Annotated in this window: 17 protein-coding genes; 12 read left to right on the top strand and 5 right to left on the bottom strand. The window is 55.0% G+C overall.

All coding sequences use genetic code 11. The features are described from left to right. Positions 1–108: 108 nt before the first annotated feature. Positions 109–777 carry a RadC family protein gene (gene radC, locus WB237_RS20215; RefSeq protein WP_336215835.1) on the bottom strand — a complete coding sequence of 223 codons (669 nt, stop codon included), beginning with the start codon at positions 775–777 and terminating at the stop codon, positions 109–111. A gap of 171 nt (positions 778–948) precedes the next feature. On the opposite strand from radC, the gene coaBC reads away from it, so the two are divergent. The 3 genes from coaBC to slmA all read left to right on the top strand — a co-directional run bounded on the left by coaBC (position 949) and on the right by slmA (position 3,313). Then, positions 949–2,160, top strand: a complete 1,212-nt coding sequence (coaBC, locus tag WB237_RS20210) for a bifunctional phosphopantothenoylcysteine decarboxylase/phosphopantothenate--cysteine ligase CoaBC (RefSeq protein ID WP_028017856.1) — start codon at positions 949–951, stop codon at positions 2,158–2,160. Further along, a complete protein-coding gene (gene dut / locus WB237_RS20205; protein ID WP_015570042.1) occupies positions 2,138–2,596 on the top strand; it encodes a dUTP diphosphatase in 459 nt (152 codons plus the stop codon). The genes coaBC and dut overlap by 23 nt, the downstream gene beginning before the upstream one ends. A gap of 120 nt (positions 2,597–2,716) precedes the next feature. Then, positions 2,717–3,313 carry a nucleoid occlusion factor SlmA gene (slmA, locus tag WB237_RS20200; RefSeq protein WP_336215830.1) on the top strand — a complete coding sequence of 199 codons (597 nt, stop codon included), beginning with the start codon at positions 2,717–2,719 and terminating at the stop codon, positions 3,311–3,313. Positions 3,314–3,354: 41 nt separating this feature from the next. Here the strand turns inward: slmA and pyrE are convergent, their stop codons facing one another. Together pyrE and rph are read right to left on the bottom strand one after the other, a co-directional pair. Beyond that, on the bottom strand, positions 3,355–3,996 hold the full coding sequence (gene pyrE, locus WB237_RS20195; RefSeq protein WP_114978984.1) for an orotate phosphoribosyltransferase: 642 nt from the start codon (positions 3,994–3,996) through the stop codon (positions 3,355–3,357). 67 nt (positions 3,997–4,063) lie between these two features. Further along, positions 4,064–4,780, bottom strand: a complete 717-nt coding sequence (rph, locus tag WB237_RS20190; protein ID WP_028017853.1) for a ribonuclease PH — start codon at positions 4,778–4,780, stop codon at positions 4,064–4,066. 125 nt (positions 4,781–4,905) lie between these two features. On the opposite strand from rph, the gene WB237_RS20185 reads away from it, so the two are divergent. Then, entirely contained in the window at positions 4,906–5,769 is an 864-nt protein-coding gene (locus WB237_RS20185) for a YicC/YloC family endoribonuclease (RefSeq protein ID WP_028017852.1), read from the top strand. Positions 5,770–5,974: 205 nt separating this feature from the next. Next, on the top strand, positions 5,975–6,592 hold the full coding sequence (locus tag WB237_RS20180; protein ID WP_028017845.1) for a trimeric intracellular cation channel family protein: 618 nt from the start codon (positions 5,975–5,977) through the stop codon (positions 6,590–6,592). A 2-nt stretch (positions 6,593–6,594) separates the two neighbouring features. On the opposite strand, the gene ligB is transcribed toward WB237_RS20180, so the two are convergent. Then, on the bottom strand, positions 6,595–8,265 hold the full coding sequence (ligB, locus tag WB237_RS20175; protein WP_336215821.1) for an NAD-dependent DNA ligase LigB: 1,671 nt from the start codon (positions 8,263–8,265) through the stop codon (positions 6,595–6,597). 251 nt (positions 8,266–8,516) lie between these two features. On the opposite strand from ligB, the gene gmk reads away from it, so the two are divergent. The 5 genes from gmk to recG are packed head-to-tail and all read left to right on the top strand — an operon-like array spanning position 8,517 to position 14,383. After that, positions 8,517–9,140: a guanylate kinase gene (gene gmk / locus WB237_RS20170; protein ID WP_028017843.1), complete on the top strand. Its 624-nt coding sequence runs from the start codon at positions 8,517–8,519 to the stop codon at positions 9,138–9,140. Positions 9,141–9,194: 54 nt separating this feature from the next. Further along, positions 9,195–9,470, top strand: coding sequence for a DNA-directed RNA polymerase subunit omega (gene rpoZ / locus WB237_RS20165; protein ID WP_000135058.1), 276 nt, complete (start codon positions 9,195–9,197; stop codon positions 9,468–9,470). 19 nt (positions 9,471–9,489) lie between these two features. Next, positions 9,490–11,604, top strand: a complete 2,115-nt coding sequence (gene spoT / locus WB237_RS20160; RefSeq protein ID WP_028017842.1) for a bifunctional GTP diphosphokinase/guanosine-3',5'-bis pyrophosphate 3'-pyrophosphohydrolase — start codon at positions 9,490–9,492, stop codon at positions 11,602–11,604. Between the two features lie 4 nt (positions 11,605–11,608). Further along, the gene (trmH, locus tag WB237_RS20155; protein WP_336215813.1) at positions 11,609–12,298 is read left to right on the top strand and encodes a tRNA (guanosine(18)-2'-O)-methyltransferase TrmH; all 690 of its coding nucleotides are present in this window, start codon (positions 11,609–11,611) and stop codon (positions 12,296–12,298) included. A 3-nt stretch (positions 12,299–12,301) separates the two neighbouring features. After that, positions 12,302–14,383, top strand: coding sequence for an ATP-dependent DNA helicase RecG (gene recG / locus WB237_RS20150; protein WP_336215811.1), 2,082 nt, complete (start codon positions 12,302–12,304; stop codon positions 14,381–14,383). Between the two features lie 2 nt (positions 14,384–14,385). Here recG and gltS read toward each other — a convergent pair whose 3' ends face one another. Continuing rightward, entirely contained in the window at positions 14,386–15,588 is a 1,203-nt protein-coding gene (gene gltS / locus WB237_RS20145; RefSeq protein WP_336215809.1) for a sodium/glutamate symporter, read from the bottom strand. Between the two features lie 225 nt (positions 15,589–15,813). On the opposite strand from gltS, the gene xanP reads away from it, so the two are divergent. Together xanP and WB237_RS20135 are read left to right on the top strand one after the other, a co-directional pair. After that, positions 15,814–17,205: a xanthine/proton symporter XanP gene (gene xanP, locus WB237_RS20140; protein ID WP_336215807.1), complete on the top strand. Its 1,392-nt coding sequence runs from the start codon at positions 15,814–15,816 to the stop codon at positions 17,203–17,205. A gap of 119 nt (positions 17,206–17,324) precedes the next feature. Further along, positions 17,325–19,013: an AsmA family protein gene (locus WB237_RS20135; RefSeq protein ID WP_336215805.1), complete on the top strand. Its 1,689-nt coding sequence runs from the start codon at positions 17,325–17,327 to the stop codon at positions 19,011–19,013. Positions 19,014–19,074 lie beyond the last annotated feature (61 nt).

The following is a 19,074-nucleotide window of genomic DNA, read 5'->3' as shown; positions in this document are numbered from 1 at the left end:
GCCCAAATGCCAAACCCGAGATTCTCAAAGGTGGCGTAGTATACGCTGACTCGGCGGTGTGCTCAAGTCCCGAACAGACAAAGATCCCGATGGATCGCGAGAAATAGCCTAAATCCAGCCATGTTCTGCAAAAGAAATGTACTCTCCGCGGCCAATTATCAGATGGTCCAGCACACGAATGTCCATGAATTGACAGCATTTGATAATGCGTTCGGTGATTTCTTTGTCAGCTTTGCTCGGTTGTGCACAGCCAGAAGGGTGATTATGCGCGAGGATCACGCCGGCTGCATTCACTTTTATCGCTTCCCGCACAATTTCACGCGGATGTACCTCAACGTGGCTCAATGTGCCCGAAAAGAGGTGGCTATGTTTCAGTATCCGGTTTCTGTTGTCGAGAAAGATCACCATAAAGATCTCACGCTCCGCATCGGCCAGCTGGCTTTGCAAGAATTCACGCGCGCCTTCTGGCGTCAGAACCGGATCCTCTTCTTCCAGACGGACATTGTAAAAACGCCGAGCAAGCTCGGCAATGCCCCTCAATTGAGCATATTTCGCCACGCCGATCCCCTCGACGTGCTTAAACTGAGCCAGATCGGCAGTCAACAAGCCATACAGTGAACCAAAATGCCCTATCAGCTCTTTTGCCAGCGTAAATACCGTTTTTCCGGGCGTGCCGGTACGTAAAAAGAGCGCCAGGAGCTCATCGTCTTTTAACAGGGTTACTCCATAACGCAGCAGTTTTTCGCGCGGCAGCAACTGCTCATCCTCTTCTTCCATGCTCTTTCTCCCTTTTCCTCTCATGCTGCCACAAGCCAGACAGGCGCTCGACGGCGACGTTGCAGTCTTGCGTAACGCCTCGCAAAGTGTCCGAAGGACAAAATCACCCCATATTAGGGATTGTGATAAAATGCCCGCTCTCTGGTGAACCCCCAACAGGAAAGAATCATGATGAGCCTGGCCGGTAAAAAAATCGTTCTTGGCGTGAGCGGCGGTATTGCTGCTTATAAAGCGCCGGAACTGGTGCGTCGTCTGCGTGAGCGCGGGGCCGATGTGCGGGTCGCGATCACCGAAGGCGGTAAAGCCTTTATCACTCCATTGAGTCTGCAGGCCGTTTCAGGATATCCGGTATCTGACAGCCTGCTTGATCCGGCAGCTGAAGCTGCGATGGGTCATATTGAGCTTGGGAAATGGGCTGACCTGGTTATTCTTGCCCCAGCGACAGCGGATTTAATCGCTCGTGTGGCGGCCGGCATGGCAAATGACCTGGTCTCAACCATTTGCCTGGCCACGCCTGCCCCCGTCGCCGTCGTACCCGCGATGAACCAGCAGATGTATCGCAATGCCGCCACCCAGCATAATCTGGAGACGCTGGCCGCTCGTGGCCTGTTAATTTGGGGACCGGATAGCGGCAGTCAGGCCTGTGGCGATATCGGCCCAGGACGTATGCTCGACCCGCTGACTATTGTTGATATGGCTGCAGCCCATTTTTCCCCTGTCAACGATCTGCAACATCTCAATATCATGATTACCGCGGGCCCAACGCGTGAACCGCTGGATCCGGTGCGTTACATCACTAACCACAGCTCCGGTAAAATGGGCTTTGCGATTGCGGCAGCGGCGGCAAAGCGCGGTGCGAACGTTACGCTGGTGAGCGGCCCGGTCTCATTACCTACACCGCCGTTTGTTCAGCGCATTGATGTGACTACCGCGCTGGAAATGGAAGCCGCAGTACAAGCACATGCGCAAAACCAACAGATTTTTATCGGCTGTGCGGCCGTCGCAGATTATCGCGCCGAGACCATCGCCGAGGCTAAAATCAAAAAGCAAGGTGATGAATTAACAATAAAAATGGTGAAAAACCCGGATATCGTTGCCGGTGTCGCCGCACTAAAAAGCCATCGACCTTACGTTGTTGGGTTTGCCGCAGAAACAAATAATGTGGAAGAATATGCCCGGCAAAAACGTACCCGCAAAAACCTCGATTTGATTTGCGCGAACGACGTATCGCTGGCCACGCAAGGATTTAACAGCGACAGCAACGCACTGCACCTTTTCTGGCAGGATGGAGATAAAGTCTTACCGCTTGAGCGCAAGGAACTCCTGGGCCAACAATTACTGGACGAGATCGTTACCCGTTATGATGAAAAAAATCGACGTTAAGATTCTGGACCCGCGTGTTGGCGAGCAATTTCCGCTGCCAACCTATGCCACCTCCGGCTCTGCCGGACTTGACCTGCGAGCCTGTCTCGATGACGCCGTAGAACTGGCTCCGGGTGCCACTACTCTGATCCCGACGGGTCTGGCGATCCACATTGCTGACCCATCACTCGCCGCAGTGATCCTGCCACGTTCTGGCCTGGGCCATAAGCATGGCGTTGTGCTGGGTAACCTGGTCGGCCTGATCGACTCCGACTATCAGGGTCAGCTGATGGTTTCCGTCTGGAACCGTGGTCAGGACAGCTTCACCATTGAACCTGGCGAGCGTATCGCGCAGATGGTCTTCGTACCTGTGGTACAGGCAGAATTTAACCTGGTGGCAGACTTTGACGCCACCGACCGTGGCGAAGGCGGCTTCGGCCATTCCGGGCGTAAATAATCGCCCAATAAATACGCGTCCCACAGCGCCATAATGCAATAACAAACCGCAAGCCTCAGTTTGCGGTCGCTGTGTGGATGCCAGCCTGGCAAGTGCTTATTTTCAGGGGTATTTTGTAACATGGCAGAAAAACAAACCGCGAAAAGGAATCGTCGCGAAGAAATACTTCAATCTCTGGCTCTGATGCTTGAATCCAGCGATGGCAGTCAACGCATCACCACCGCGAAACTGGCCGCCTCTGTAGGCGTGTCTGAGGCGGCGCTGTATCGTCATTTTCCCAGCAAAACCCGGATGTTTGACAGTCTGATCGAGTTTATCGAAGACAGCCTGATCACGCGCATCAACCTGATTCTGAAAGACGAAAAAGACACCACTGCGCGTCTGCGTCTGATTGTGCTGTTAATCCTGGGCTTTGGTGAACGCAATCCGGGCTTAACCCGTATCCTGACCGGTCATGCCCTGATGTTTGAGCAGGACAGACTGCAGGGCCGCATTAACCAACTTTTCGAGCGTATTGAAGCGCAACTGCGCCAGGTTCTGCGCGAGAAGAAAATGCGTGAGGGGGAAGGTTACAACACGGATGAGACGCTGCTGGCAAGCCAGATTCTGGCGTTTTGTGAAGGGATGCTCTCCCGCTTTGTACGTAGCGAATTCAAATACCGTCCAACGGACGATTTTGACGCCCGCTGGCCGTTAGTGACTGCCCAGTTGCAGTAACGCCGTAGGCCCGGTAAGCGTAGCGCTTCCGGGCAATAACATTACACGCCAAACTCTTCGCGATATGCGCGTACCGCTGCCAGATGGTCCGCCATTTCAGGCTTCTCTTCCAGATACGCAATCAATTCTTTCAGGGTGATAATCGACGTCACTTTACAGTTGTAATCGCGCTCCACCTCCTGAATGGCAGAGATATCACCGCGACCACGTTCCTGACGATCCAGAGAAATCAGCACGCCTGCAAGCGTCGCGCCATTGGCCTGGATAATTTCCATTGATTCACGAATTGCTGTACCTGCGGTGATTACATCGTCGACCAGCATCACGCGGCCCTGCAACGCGCTGCCGACCAGATTCCCACCTTCACCGTGGGTTTTGGCCTCTTTGCGGTTAAAGCAGTATGGCACGTCGCGGTCATGATGTTCTGCCAGTGCCACCGCGGTGGTGGTCGCAATCGGAATGCCTTTGTAGGCCGGGCCAAACAGCAGGTCAAAATCAATCCCGGAATCCACCAGCGCTTCGGCATAGAAACGGCCTAACAATGCCAGATCGCGCCCGGTATTAAACAGCCCGGCGTTGAAGAAATAGGGACTCTTACGCCCGGATTTCAGCGTAAATTCGCCAAACTTAAGTACCTGCTTGTTAAGCGCAAACTCAATAAACTGGCGCTGATACGATTTCATGGATTTGCTCCTTTGGTTTTTCTGTCTTACAGGCAAAAAAAAGGCGACTCATCAGTCGCCTTTAAAATCAATTTTCTAACGCCGCCTTCTGCGTCGTTACGATAGATTCGATTCCCCCTCGGGCCAGAGCCAGCAAGGTAAGAAGTTCTTCATGGGTGAATGGCTCACCTTCTGCAGTGCCCTGCACCTCAATGATGCGACCGTCTTCGGTCATCACCACATTCATGTCCGTCTCGGCAGCGGAATCTTCCACGTATTCCAGATCGCAAAGCGCTTCACCGTTAACGATACCCACGGAAACGGCTGCGACCATCCCTTTCATTGGATTGGTTTTCAGCTTACCGGCTGCAACCAGTTTATTCAGGGCATCGGCCAGCGCTACGCACGCGCCAGTAATCGACGCCGTACGCGTACCGCCGTCTGCCTGAATCACGTCACAGTCAAGGGTAATGGTGTATTCACCGAGGGTTTTCAGGTCAACGGCAGCGCGCAGCGCACGCGCGATCAGACGCTGAATCTCCATGGTACGGCCGCCTTGCTTACCCTTTGCCGCTTCGCGGGCATTACGGGTATGGGTCGCACGCGGCAGCATGCCATATTCAGCCGTGATCCATCCCTGACCCTGACCTTTCAGAAAGCGCGGAACGCCTTCTTCGATGGACGCGGTGCACAGCACTTTAGTGTCACCAAACTCAACCAGCACGGAGCCTTCAGCGTGTTTTGTATAGTTACGGGTCAGGGTGACGGGACGCACCTGATTGGCGCTACGACCTGCTGGACGCATGATGAATTCTCCGGCTTGAAACGAATGTGGCTGCGCATTATACGGATAAAGGACGCTTATTCCTATCCTGAGAAGCCCCCGAAAGCTATAATCCCCCCATCTCTCCTTTAAAAACGGGAATATCTATGATCCGCAGTATGACCGCCTACGCCCGGCGTGAAATCAAGGGTAGCTGGGGTAGCGCTACCTGGGAAATGCGCTCGGTAAACCAGCGCTATCTGGAAACCTATTTCCGTATGCCGGAGCAGTTCCGCAGCCTTGAGCCAGTCGTACGTGAGCGTATTCGTACTCGTCTGACGCGCGGTAAAGTGGAATGTAACCTGCGTTTTGAGCCTGATGCCAGCGCGCAGGGCGAACTGATCCTCAACGAAAAACTGGCAAAACAGCTCGTTAATGCAGCGAACTGGGTCAAAATGCAGAGCGATGAAGGCGAAATCAACCCGGTTGATATTCTGCGCTGGCCAGGCGTCATGGCCGCCGGTGAGCAGGACCTGGATGCCATTGCCGCTGAAATTCTCAGTGCCCTTGACAGCACCCTGGATGACTTTATCGTTGCCCGCGAAACCGAAGGTCAGGCACTGAAGGCGATGATTGAGCAGCGTCTTGAAGGCGTTAGCACTGAAGTAGCGAAAGTGCGCACCCATATGCCGGAAGTGCTGCAATGGCAGCGCGAGCGCCTGGTCGCCAAACTGGAAGAAGCCGAAGTTCAGCTGGAAAATAACCGTCTGGAACAAGAGCTGGTGCTGATGGCGCAGCGCGTTGACGTAGCTGAAGAGCTGGATCGTCTGGAAGCGCACGTCAAAGAGACCTACAACATCCTGAAGAAGAAAGAAGCTGTGGGCCGTCGTCTGGACTTTATGATGCAAGAGTTCAACCGCGAGTCGAACACCCTGGCGTCTAAGTCGATCAATGCCGAGGTAACTAACTCAGCGATTGAACTTAAGGTTCTGATTGAGCAAATGCGCGAGCAGATCCAGAATATCGAGTAACGCCTTCCGGATGGCGTCGGATGGCGCCATCCATTACTATTTCTAATCCGTTACATGCCGGAATTTCTCATCGCACCACCATTCATAAGCCATTTGCGGCGAAGCTTGATAATATTTTATATGGCAAACTGAATCGCCTTAGAAAATCTCAATCGTGATCTTGCGCACAAATCGCTAACCTCCCCACGTTCACTCCGGAGGTTATATGTTGCTTCACATTCTCTATATTATTGGTATCACCGCAGAGGCCATGACAGGCGCACTCGCCGCCGGACGTCGCCGGATGGACACCTTTGGCGTGATCATTATCGCCACTGCGACTGCGTTGGGCGGCGGTTCTGTACGCGATATCCTGCTTGGTCATTATCCACTCGGTTGGGTTAAACACCCCGAGTATGTGATTATCGTGGCGACAGCCGCAGTATTAACCACCATTGTCGCCCCCGTTATGCCTCATTTGCGCCGCTTGTTCCTGGTGCTTGATGCACTGGGGCTGATCGTCTTTTCGATCATCGGAGCACAAATCGCGCTCGATATGGGTGAGGGGCCTGTGATCGCCACCATTGCCGCGGTGATCACGGGCGTATTCGGAGGTGTGCTGCGCGATATGTTCTGCAAACGCATTCCTCTGGTCTTTCAAAAAGAGCTGTATGCAGGCATATCCTTCGCAGCAGCAGTGCTGTATATCGCCCTGCAACATTACGTGTCGAACCATGATGTGGTGGTCATCTCCACACTGCTGTTCGGCTTTACAGCGCGCATGCTGGCGCTGCGGCTGAAGCTTGGACTGCCTGTTTTTCACTACAAACACAGCGCTCATTAATGTCAAAATCCCTTGATGTGCTGCTCCGCTAGCCACTTTGCCAGCACATCTACCTGAGGCGCGTGCATCCAGTTAACGATTTGCCGCGCTTTCTCCTCTCCCGTCCCCGGCAAGGACAGCCAGTCCTTTTCATTACGCACGCTCATCTTCTGCCAGGACATGACCCCCATCGCCTTCAGCGAGGCCTGTGTCAGCGGCACACCCAACGCCATAAGCCAGCGAATAAAAGGTTGCTCACGCACCAGATTAAAGCGATGCCAGAGCGCTAACCCACGCGCTGCGGAAAACCCCGGCGTAGACTGCAGCTGCGACTGAGTTAATAACAGCCATGAGAAGAGATGTTCAAAATGATGTGCTTGCCAGAGTGCCCGCCATCCTGATTCTCCTAAACCTTCAATGTTGAGTACCTGCTTTGAACTAAGCCACGTCAACCGCGCAAAGAATTGTTCCATACACTCCGGTGAAGCATAAAAACAGCTCATTGAATGATAACGTGAGGGCGGAGGGAGTGGTTTTTGTCGATCCGTTCCTCGCCAGACCACCTTATCAAACCGGGGGATACCCTGACCGGCCAGGCTAACCTGTATCTGATCACCCGGGGCAATATCCAGCCTCTGCCAACGACCGACCGATCCCAGGTTCACTCGCTGCACCTGTTTATCATCCAGTTGCACGGGTTCCAGCGCTGCTACAACGGAAATTTTGCCCGTTCGCCCCACGGTAAAACGAATATCACTGACCTCTGTTACCTGTGTTGCTGGGGAATATTTCCACGCGACAACCCAGTTACCTTCTCCGGGCAACCAGTTTTCACCGAGGGGAGAATCTGCGGATCGCACCACAATGCCATCCGTGGCAAAGGGTAATGGCGTGTTTTGCCAGGTTGAACGCTGTTTCTCGACGGCTTCTACAGTCTCAACTGGCAAGGTATAGCGCGCCGTAAGAGGAAATCCTGCACTGGAAAGTTCAGACAACATGCTTTGCATATCCTTGGGTCCATCGGGCCAGGCCCAGATAAATATCCCTGTCTGTTTCAGAAGCGCGTTGTCCTTTTGCCGCATCATCGCACCCGCCACTTTTGCGCGTGCATTCACTCCCCCCATCTGTCGTTGAATGTGGTTTTCGCGCAACCAAAAAAGCTCCCCTTGCAGGACACTGTTTGCCAGCGCACCCGACACGTCTTTAGGGACTGACGGAATTAAACGCACTTGTGCAGTCCAGTCCTCACCTTTAAGGCCATTACCACGACTGATGGCCTGAATTAACTTTCCGTCACGATAGACCAGCGTCACCGCCACGCCGTCAACCTTTGGCTGCATCCAGAGATTGTGCCGGGCATGCATCCACGTGCGAAGCGCCTCTTTAATGGCCACTTTATGGACCCCGGTATGGGCGACAGGATGTTTGATATTTCCCGTCAGGGCAGGAATGGCGGCATCCAGTGATTCACTGCCAAAACAGTGCTGCCACTGTTTTAACCGGCCGCTAAGCTGGTCGTACACCTCGTCATTGACCTCGCTAACGCCCTGTTTCCAGTAGGCATCATCCCAGCGTTTGATTTGCGCACTTAAGAACGCAATTTCTTTCTCTGCTTTTGCCTGCGACCACACCGGACACACAGCAACCCCATAACCACACCACAACAGCATTAACCCGCTTATCCATTGCCACATCGCCACCCCTCCTTTGTGTTGCAGAAGGTATACCCGGATGCCTGAAACAACGCTAACGTCAACGTTTCACAATGCGAGACGCTGTCCGGTATTTCTTTTGGTTGCTGAAAACCACAGATAAAACCTGAAAACGGCACGCAAAATTCAATATTCGAGGGGAAAAAGTGTGACAAAGGCTACGTCACAGAGCGGTGACGTGTATAATAAGCCCGTATGTAGGACTTCTTCGCTAACACATACAAAAGACTCTCATGGCTCAAGGCACGCTTTATATTGTTTCTGCCCCAAGTGGCGCGGGTAAATCCAGCCTTATTCAGGCACTGTTAAAAACCCAACCGTTGTACGACACACAGGTTTCTGTTTCTCACACCACGCGAGCACCGCGTCCGGGTGAAGTGCACGGTGAACACTATTTCTTTGTGAATCACGACGAATTCAGAGCGATGATTGGCAGAGACGCGTTTCTTGAACACGCAGAAGTGTTCGGTAACTACTACGGCACCTCGCGTGAAACCATTGAGCAGGTTCTGGCAACTGGCGTAAATGTATTCCTGGATATCGACTGGCAGGGCGCGCAGCAGATTCGCAAGAAGATGCCTGACTCACGCAGCATCTTTATTTTACCGCCATCGAAAGATGAGTTGGATCGCCGCCTGCGCGGTCGTGGCCAGGACAGCGAAGAAGTGATCGCAAAGCGTATGGAACAGGCAGTTGCAGAAATGAGCCATTACGCGGAATATGATTACCTTATTGTGAATGATGATTTTGATGCCGCGCTGAGCGATCTCAAAACCATTCTTCGCGCAGAACGTCTGCGTATGAGCCGCCAGAAGCAGCGACATGACGCATTAATCACCAAACTGTTGGCAGACTGAACCCACTTTCAGTATCATGCCCAGTCATTTCTTCACCTGTGGAGCATTTTAAGTATGGCACGCGTAACTGTTCAGGACGCTGTAGAGAAAATTGGTAACCGTTTTGACCTGGTGCTGGTCGCCGCGCGTCGCGCTCGTCAGATGCAGGTAGGCGGTAAAGATCCGCTGGTACCGGAAGAAAACGATAAAACTACCGTTATTGCACTTCGCGAAATCGAAGAAGGTCTGATTAACAACCAGATCCTCGACGTGCGCGAGCGCCAGGAGCAGCAAGAGCAGGAAGCCGCAGAACTGCAGGCCGTAACCGCTATTGCTGAAGGTCGTCGTTAATTAAACCTGCGGGTCGCCCTTGTATCTGTTTGAAAGCCTGAATCAACTGATTCAAACCTACCTGCCTGAAGACCAGATAAAGCGTCTTCAGCAGGCGTATCTCGTTGCACGTGACGCTCACGAGGGCCAGACACGTTCAAGCGGTGAACCCTATATCACGCACCCGGTAGCGGTAGCCTGTATTCTGGCCGAGATGAAACTCGACTACGAAACACTGATGGCCGCTCTGCTGCATGACGTGATTGAAGATACCCCTGCCACTTACCAGGACATGGAACAGCTGTTTGGCAAAAGCGTTGCCGAACTGGTGGAAGGGGTCTCTAAGCTTGATAAGCTGAATTTCCGCGACAAGAAAGAGGCGCAAGCCGAAAACTTCCGCAAGATGATTATGGCGATGGTGCAGGATATCCGCGTCATTCTCATCAAACTCGCTGACCGTACCCACAATATGCGCACGCTGGGCTCACTTCGCCCGGATAAACGTCGCCGCATTGCCCGTGAAACCCTCGAAATCTACAGTCCACTGGCGCATCGTTTAGGTATCCATCACATTAAAACCGAGCTGGAAGAGCTGGGTTTTGAAGCGTTGTACCCGAACCGCTATCGTGTGATTAAAGAGGTGGTGAAAGCCGCACGCGGTAACCGTAAAGAGATGATTCAAAAGATCCTCTCGGAAATTGAAGGGCGTTTACAGGAAGCGGGAATTCCGTGCCGCGTCAGCGGTCGCGAAAAGCATCTGTACTCTATCTACTGCAAAATGGTGCTCAAAGAGCAGCGTTTTCACTCGATCATGGATATCTACGCGTTCCGCGTGATCGTCCACGACTCCGATACCTGCTATCGCGTGCTGGGGCAGATGCACAGCCTCTACAAACCGCGTCCGGGGCGCATGAAAGATTACATCGCCATTCCAAAAGCGAACGGCTATCAATCTTTGCATACTTCGATGATCGGTCCACATGGTGTACCTGTCGAAGTGCAGATCCGCACCGAAGATATGGACCAGATGGCAGAAATGGGTGTGGCCGCACACTGGGCGTATAAAGAGCACGGCGGTGAAAGCAGCACGACCGCTCAAATCCGCGCCCAGCGCTGGATGCAGAGCCTGCTGGAACTTCAGCAGAGTGCGGGCAGCTCGTTTGAATTTATCGAGAGTGTTAAATCCGATCTCTTCCCGGATGAGATTTACGTTTTCACCCCAGAAGGTCGCATTGTCGAGCTGCCTGCTGGGGCAACACCGGTCGACTTCGCTTACGCCGTGCATACCGATATCGGGCACGCCTGCGTGGGTGCACGCGTCGACAGACAGCCTTACCCGCTGTCTCAGCCGCTCTCCAGCGGCCAGACGGTGGAAATTATTACCGCACCGGGCGCACGTCCGAATGCGGCCTGGCTGAACTTTGTCGTGAGTTCTAAAGCACGCGCCAAAATTCGCCAGTTGCTGAAAAACCTCAAGCGCGATGATTCGGTCAGTCTGGGACGTCGTCTGCTCAACCACGCGTTGGGCGGCAGCCGTAAGCTGGCTGAAATCCCGCAAGAGAACATTCAGCGTGAGCTGGAGCGCATGAAACTCGCCTCGCTTGATGACTTGCTGGCAGAGATCGGCCTCGGTAACGCCATGAGTGTAGTGGTAGCGAAAAACCTGCAACAGGGGGATGCCTCCGTTGCGCAGCCCGCTACGCAAAGCCACGGTCATTTGCCTATCAAAGGCGCAGACGGCGTGCTTATCACTTTCGCAAAATGTTGCCGTCCAATCCCTGGCGACCCGATTATTGCGCACGTCAGCCCGGGCAAAGGGCTGGTTATCCACCACGAATCCTGTCGTAACATTCGCGGCTACCAGAAAGAAGCCGAGAAGTTTATGGCGGTCGAGTGGGATAAAGAGACCGCGCAGGAATTTATCACCGAAATTAAGGTGGATATGTTCAACCATCAGGGTGCCCTGGCGAACCTGACGGCAGCGATTAACACGGCCTCTTCCAACATTCAGAGCCTGAACACGGAAGAAAAAGATGGCCGCGTCTACAGCGCCTTTATTCGTCTGACCGCCCGCGACCGCGTGCATCTGGCGAACATTATGCGCAAGATCCGCGTCATGCCGGACGTGATTAAAGTCACCCGCAACAGAAACTAGTTTTATGAATGCACAACGTTATGCACGTATCTGCGAGATGCTCGCCAGGCGTCAGCCAGACCTGACAGTCTGCATGGAGCAGGTCCATAAGCCCCATAACGTTTCTGCCATTGTCCGTACTGCAGACGCCGTCGGCGTGCATGAAGTGCACGCTGTCTGGCCGGGCTCCCGCATGCGTACCATGGTATCTGCAGCTGCAGGCAGTAACAGCTGGGTTTCTGTCAAACACCACCAGACCATAGGCGAAGCCGTAACCCACCTGAAAGGGCGCGGTATGCAGGTACTTGCCACTAACCTGTCCGCTAAAGCCGTAGATTTCCGCGAGATCGACTACACCCGTCCGACCTGTATTTTGATGGGTCAGGAGAAAACCGGGATCACTCAGGAAGCACTGGATCTGGCGGATCAGGACATTATCATTCCGATGATCGGTATGGTTCAGTCCCTCAATGTTTCTGTGGCCTCCGCGCTTATTCTTTATGAAGCGCAGCGCCAGCGTCAGAATGCCGGAATGTACAAACGCAGCAACAGTATGCTGCCGGAAGATGAACAGCAGCGCCTGCTGTTCGAAGGTGGTTACCCGGTGCTGGCTCGCGTTGCGAAGCAGAAAAAATTGCCTTACCCCCACGTCAACGCGCAGGGCGAAATTGAAGCCGATGCCGAGTGGTGGGCCACTATGCAGTACGCCGGGTAACCGATGAAAGGCCGCCTGCTGGATGCCATCCCGCTCAATAGCCTGACGGGCGTGGGCGCGGCGCAAAGCAATAAGCTGGCTAAAATCGGCCTGCACACCGTGCAGGATCTCCTGCTCCACCTCCCTCTGCGTTACGAAGACCGCACCCAGCTGTACAAAATTGGCGATTTGCTGCCTGCCATTTATGCCACCGTTGAAGGCGAAGTCCTGAACTGCAATATCACCTTTGGTGGACGCCGGATGATGACCTGTCAGATCAGCGACGGCACCGGCATTCTCACCATGCGCTTTTTCAACTTCAGCGCGGCAATGAAAAACAGCCTGGCGACAGGTCGCAGAGTGCTGGCCTATGGAGAAGCCAAACGCGGAAAATACGGCGCAGAGATGATCCACCCGGAATACCGAGTACAGGGCGATCTCAGCACGCCGGAGCTGCAGGAAACACTCACCCCGGTTTACCCGACGACGGAAGGCATCAAGCAGGCGACGCTGCGTAAGCTCACCGATCAGGCCCTGGAGCTGCTGGATACCTGCGCCATTACCGAGCTTCTGCCGCCAGAACTGGCGCAGGGTATGATGAGCCTGCCCGAAGCACTGCGAACCCTTCACCGTCCACCGCCAACGCTGCAGCTCAGCGATTTAGAAAGTGGCAAACACCCCGCCCAACGGCGTCTTATCCTTGAGGAATTACTGGCACATAACCTGAGCATGCTGGCGCTTCGCGCGGGTGCGCAACGTTTCCATGCCCAGCCCTTAAGCCCGCATGATGAGCTCAAAGATAAGCTGCTGGCCTCGCTGCCGTTTAAACCCACCGGTGCACAGGCGCGCGTCACCGCCGAGATCGAACGCGATATGGCGCTTGATGTACCGATGATGCGCCTGGTGCAGGGTGATGTAGGCTCCGGAAAAACGTTGGTTGCCGCCCTGGCCGCCCTGCGCGCCATTGCCCACGGCAAACAGGTGGCGCTGATGGCACCGACGGAACTGCTGGCCGAACAGCACGCCAACAATTTCCGCGCCTGGTTTGCGCCGCTGGGCATTGAAGTGGGCTGGCTTGCCGGGAAGCAAAAAGGCAAAGCCCGCCTTGCACAACAGGACGCAATTGCCAGCGGTCAGGTACAAATGATTGTTGGCACACATGCCATCTTCCAGGAACAGGTTCAGTTTAACGGCCTGGCGCTGGTGATTATCGACGAGCAGCACCGCTTTGGTGTGCATCAGCGTCTGGCGCTGTGGGAGAAAGGTTTGCAGCAGGGTTTCCACCCGCATCAGCTGATCATGACCGCGACGCCGATCCCCCGCACCCTGGCAATGACCGCCTACGCCGATCTGGATACCTCCACCATCGACGAGTTGCCGCCGGGTCGTACACCGGTCACAACGGTCGCCATTCCTGACACGCGTCGCAGCGATATCATCGACCGCGTGCGCAATGCCTGCACTCACGAAGGGCGTCAGGCGTACTGGGTCTGCACGTTAATTGAGGAGTCTGAGCTGCTGGAGGCGCAGGCTGCAGAAGCGACGTGGGAAGAACTGAAACTGGCACTGCCAGAGTTGAAGGTGGGTCTGGTTCACGGACGTATGAAGCCCACCGAAAAGCAGGCGGTAATGCAGTCGTTTAAACAGGGCGATTTACACCTGCTGATCGCCACCACGGTGATCGAGGTCGGCGTGGACGTGCCAAACTCCAGCCTGATGATCATCGAAAACCCGGAGCGCCTGGGGCTTGCCCAACTCCACCAGCTGCGCGGACGTGTTGGCCGTGGTGCGGTAGCGTCCCACTGCGTACTGCTCTACAAAGCACCGCTCTCGAAAACTGCGCAGATGCGTTTGCAGGTGCTGCGCGACAGCAACGACGGTTTTGTTATTGCGCAAAAAGACCTTGAGATACGTGGTCCGGGGGAACTTTTGGGCACGCGGCAGACGGGGAATGCTGAATTCAAAGTGGCGGATTTGTTGCGCGATCAGGCGATGATCCCCGAAGTTCAACGCCTGGCCCGCCATATTCATGAACGCTACCCCGAACAGGCGGCAGCGTTAATAGAGCGCTGGATGCCGGAAACCGAACGTTATTCCAACGCCTGATCTCAGGCAAACATCGGCAGCATCAGGTACAGCTTAATCACCAGCGCGTTGACAATATCTATAAAGAACGCACCGACCATCGGTACCACCAGAAACGCCATATGCGATGGGCCAAACCGTTCAGTGATCGCCTGCATGTTGGCAATAGCCGTTGGGGTTGCCCCCAGACCAAACCCGCAGTGACCCGCTGCCAGCACCGCCGCATCGTAGTTTTTGCCCATCATGCGCCAGGTGACAAACATCGCGTACAATGCCATAAACAGTGCCTGCACTGCCAGAATGGCTACCATCGGCAGCGCCAGCGAGGCCAGTTCCCACAGTTTGAGGCTCATCAGCGCCATCGCGAGGAACAGCGACAGACAGACGTTGCCCAGCACTGAAACCGCGCGTTCGAACACACGATAAAACCCCATCAGCGCCAGACCGTTGCTCAGGATCACCCCGATAAACAGCACGCAGACAAACGTCGGCAGTTCAAACGCGGAACCTGCCAGCCATTGCGCAACCACCTTTCCCACCGTCAGGCAGATGGCAATCATCGCGATGGTCTCAATCAGCACCAGTGAAGTAATGCTACGCCCGACATCCGGTTTTTCGAATGCAGTCGGCACCAGCTCATCGTCCGGTCTGCCGTCTGGTGTGGTGGAATGCTTTACCAGATAACGCGCCACCGGGCCGCCAATCAGGCCACCCAGCACCAGGCCAAAGGTCGCACAGGCCATCGCCACTTCAGTTGCGTTTTCAAAGCCATAGCGCTCGATAAACAGCTTGCTCCACGCCGCACCAGTACCGTGCCCCCCGGACAACGTAATTGACCCGGCCAGCAACCCCATCAGCGGATCCAGGCCCAGCAGTGTTGCCATCCCGATGCCGATGGCGTTTTGCATCAGCAGCAACCCCACCACCACTATCAGGAATACGCCGAGCACTTTACCGCCCGCCCGCAGGCTCGCGAGGTTGGCATTCAGGCCGATGGTGGCAAAAAAAGCCAGCATCAGAGGGTCTTTCAGGGACATATCAAAATCAATTTCCCAGCCCATGCTTTTTTTCAGCACCAGCAGGGCCAGCGCCACCAGCAGGCCACCGGCGACAGGTTCGGGAATGGTGTATTTCTTCAGAAGGGAAACACTGTGTACCAGCTTACGGCCAAGCAGTAAGACCAGCGTTGCGGCAACAAGGGTCGGCAACGTATCGAGATGAATCATAGAAGGCTCCTGTATTGCGCGTGTTCCATACACACGCGGCGTTATCCTGGGCCGGTTTGCGCTCTTCATGAGCCACCGGCGCAAAAAGTGTAATTTTTTTTCCCGATACGTTGTAGAAAACCTGCCCAAAGCGGCAGATTTTCTTCCTTTTTTTTGCTGGCAATCGTTTGCTTTTACCAGATGGTCAGATAAAATGCCCGCTTTTCCACCGTGGGATTGCCGCCGATGTCCGTTAACACCATAGAGTCGCCAGATGCGCAACCGATTGCGCAGAAGCAAAATAGCGAACTGATTTACCGCCTTGAAGACCGCCCGCCTCTTCCGCAAACGCTTTTCGCCGCCTGCCAGCATCTTCTGGCCATGTTTGTGGCGGTGATCACCCCGGCGTTACTGATCTGCCAGGCGCTCGGTTTACCGGCTCAGGACACTCAGCACATCATCAGCATGTCTCTCTTTGCCTCTGGCGTGGCCTCGATTATTCAAATTAAAGCGTGGGGTCCGGTGGGTTCGGGTTTATTGTCGATTCAGGGCACCAGTTTTAACTTCGTGGCGCCACTGATCATGGGTGGTACAGCGCTGAAAACCGGTGGCGCGGATGTCCCGACCATGATGGCAGCGCTGTTCGGCACGCTGATGCTGGCAAGCTGCACGGAAATGGTCATCTCCCGCGTACTGCACCTGGCGCGCCGCGTCATCACCCCGCTGGTTTCCGGCGTAGTCGTGATGATTATCGGCCTGTCGCTGATTCAGGTGGGCCTCACTTCCATTGGCGGCGGTTATGCGGCAATGAGTGACCACACCTTTGGCGCACCGAAAAACCTGCTGCTGGCGGCTGTCGTGCTGGCGATCATTATTCTGCTTAACCGTCAGCGCAACCCGTATCTGCGCGTCGCATCGCTGGTGATTGCCATGGCGGCGGGTTATCTGCTGGCATGGGCGCTGGGCATGCTGCCAGAGAACACCGCGCCGACCAACAGCGCGCTGATCACCGTCCCCACGCCGCTGTACTACGGTCTGGGCATTGACTGGGGCCTGCTCCTGCCGCTGATGCTGGTCTTTATGATCACCTCTCTGGAGACCATCGGCGATATCACTGCCACGTCAGACGTCTCCGAGCAGCCGGTTTCCGGCCCGCTGTACATGAAGCGCCTGAAAGGCGGCGTGCTGGCGAACGGCCTGAACTCGTTTGTCTCTGCGGTATTCAATACCTTCCCGAACTCCTGCTTCGGCCAGAACAACGGCGTGATCCAGTTGACTGGCGTTGCCAGCCGCTACGTCGGTTTTGTGGTGGCGCTGATGCTGATCGTCCTCGGTCTGTTCCCGGCGGTAAGCGGCTTTGTGCAGCACATTCCTGAGCCGGTACTGGGCGGCGCAACGCTGGTGATGTTTGGCACAATTGCCGCTTCCGGCGTACGTATCGTTTCCCGCGAACCGCTGAACCGCCGCGCGATTATGATTATCGCTCTGTCATTGGCCGTGGGTCTGGGTGTGTCTCAGCAGCCGCTGATCCTGCAGTTTGCCCCGGACTGGGTGAAAAACCTGCTCTCTTCCGGCATTGCCGCGGGCGGTATCACCGCTATCGTGCTGAACCTCGTATTCCCGCCTGAGAAAAATTGATCTCTCTCACGGCAGGCAGTCAATGCCTGCCGTGACATCTAATTACACCATTCCCGCCTTGAGGATTGCGCATAAATCGTGCATAACTCCTTTATGTGCGTTTTGCGGGATGGAAGACCATGAAATTTATTGGAAAGCTACTCGTCTATCTTCTGGTAGCCGTGCTGATTGTGGTTCTGGCGCTCTATATCCTGCTCCAGACCCGCTGGGGAGCGAGTCAGGTCAGCAACTGGGTGACGGTAAATACCGACTACGAGCTCAGTTTCGACAAGATGAATCACCGCTTTTCGTCGCCTTCCCACATCATTCTGGAAAACGTCACCTTTGGCCGGGATGGCAAGCCCGCCACGCTGGTTGCGAAAAAAGTCGATATTGGCCTCAGTAGCCGACAGGTTACCGATCCGCTGCATATGGACACCATCTCCCTGTTCGATGGCACGCTGAACCTTTCTCCTCAGACTGCGCCGCTGCCTTTCCAGGCAGACCGTTTGCAACTGAACAACATGGCCTTTAACAGCCCCAATACGGAGTGGGATTTAAGTGCTCAGAAAGTCACGGGGGGTGTCAGCCCCTGGCAACCAGAAGCAGGCAACGTGCTGGGCAAAAATGCGCAGATCCAGATGAGCGCAGGCTCGCTCACCCTGAACGGTATGCCGGCCACCAATGTGTTGATCGAAGGTCAGTTGAACGGCAAGGAAGTGGTGTTGAACACCATCGGTGCCGATATGGCCCGCGGTTCACTCACCGGCTCTGCCCTGCGTAACGCCGACGGAAGCTGGATCATCGACACCCTGCGTCTGAACGAGATCCGTCTGCAAAGCGATAAAACGCTGATGGATTTCTTCGCACCGCTGACCACCATCCCCTCTCTGCAGATTGGCCGACTGGACGTAACCGACGCCCGCCTGCAGGGCCCGGACTGGGCAGTCACTGACCTTGATTTAAGCCTGCGCAACCTGACGCTGAGTAAAGGCGACTGGCAGAGCCAGGAAGGGCGTTTATCCATGAACGCCAGCGAATTCATCTACGGTTCGCTGCATCTGTTTGACCCAATCCTGAATGCGGAATTCTCTCCGCAGGGCGTGGCGTTGCACCAGCTCACCTCCCGCTGGGAAGGCGGCATGGTGCGCACCTCTGGCAACTGGCAGCGCGACGGTAAAGCGCTGGTGCTGGACGATGTCGCCATCGCCGGGCTGGAGTATACCCTGCCGCAGAACTGGAAAACGCTGTGGATGGAGCCTCTGCCGGAATGGCTGAACAGCGTCACGCTGCAAAAATTCGGTCTGAGCCGTAACCTGGTGATCGACATCGATCCGACCTTCCCGTGGCAGATCACCTCTCTTGATGGCTATGGCGCAAACCTGCAGCTGGTGAAAGATCGCCAGTGGGGCGTCTGGGGTGGCAGCGCAACCCTGAATGGCGCGGCGGCAACCTTTAACCGCGTGGATGTGCGTCGTCCGTCACTGGCACTGAATGCCAATGCTGCCACGGTGAATATTACTGACCTGAGCGCGTTTACTGAGAAAGGCATTCTGGAGGCCACGGCGACGGTTTCACAACTGCCGCAACGGCAAACCACTGTTAGCCTGAACGGGCGCGGTGTGCCGCTGAACGTGATCGAGCACTGGGGTTGGCCAGCGCTGCCGATTGCAGGCGACGGCAACATTCAGCTCACCGCCAGCGGCAGCGTGCAGGACAAGGCCCCGCTGAAGCCAACCGTTAACGGGAAACTGAATGCAGTGAATATGGATAAGCAGCAAGTCGAGCAGACAATGACGGGCGGTGTGGTTTCAACACCGATGCAATAAACAAGCCGGGTGGCGCAAGGAAATGCAAAACGGCAACCCTGTTGCCGTTTTTGATGTTTGT

Source organism: Enterobacter sp. P82 (assembly GCF_037053385.1).
Lineage (GTDB): Bacteria > Pseudomonadota > Gammaproteobacteria > Enterobacterales > Enterobacteriaceae > Enterobacter.
The sequence above is the reverse complement of the archived record's forward strand: the minus strand, read 5'-3'. Positions and strand labels throughout refer to the sequence as shown.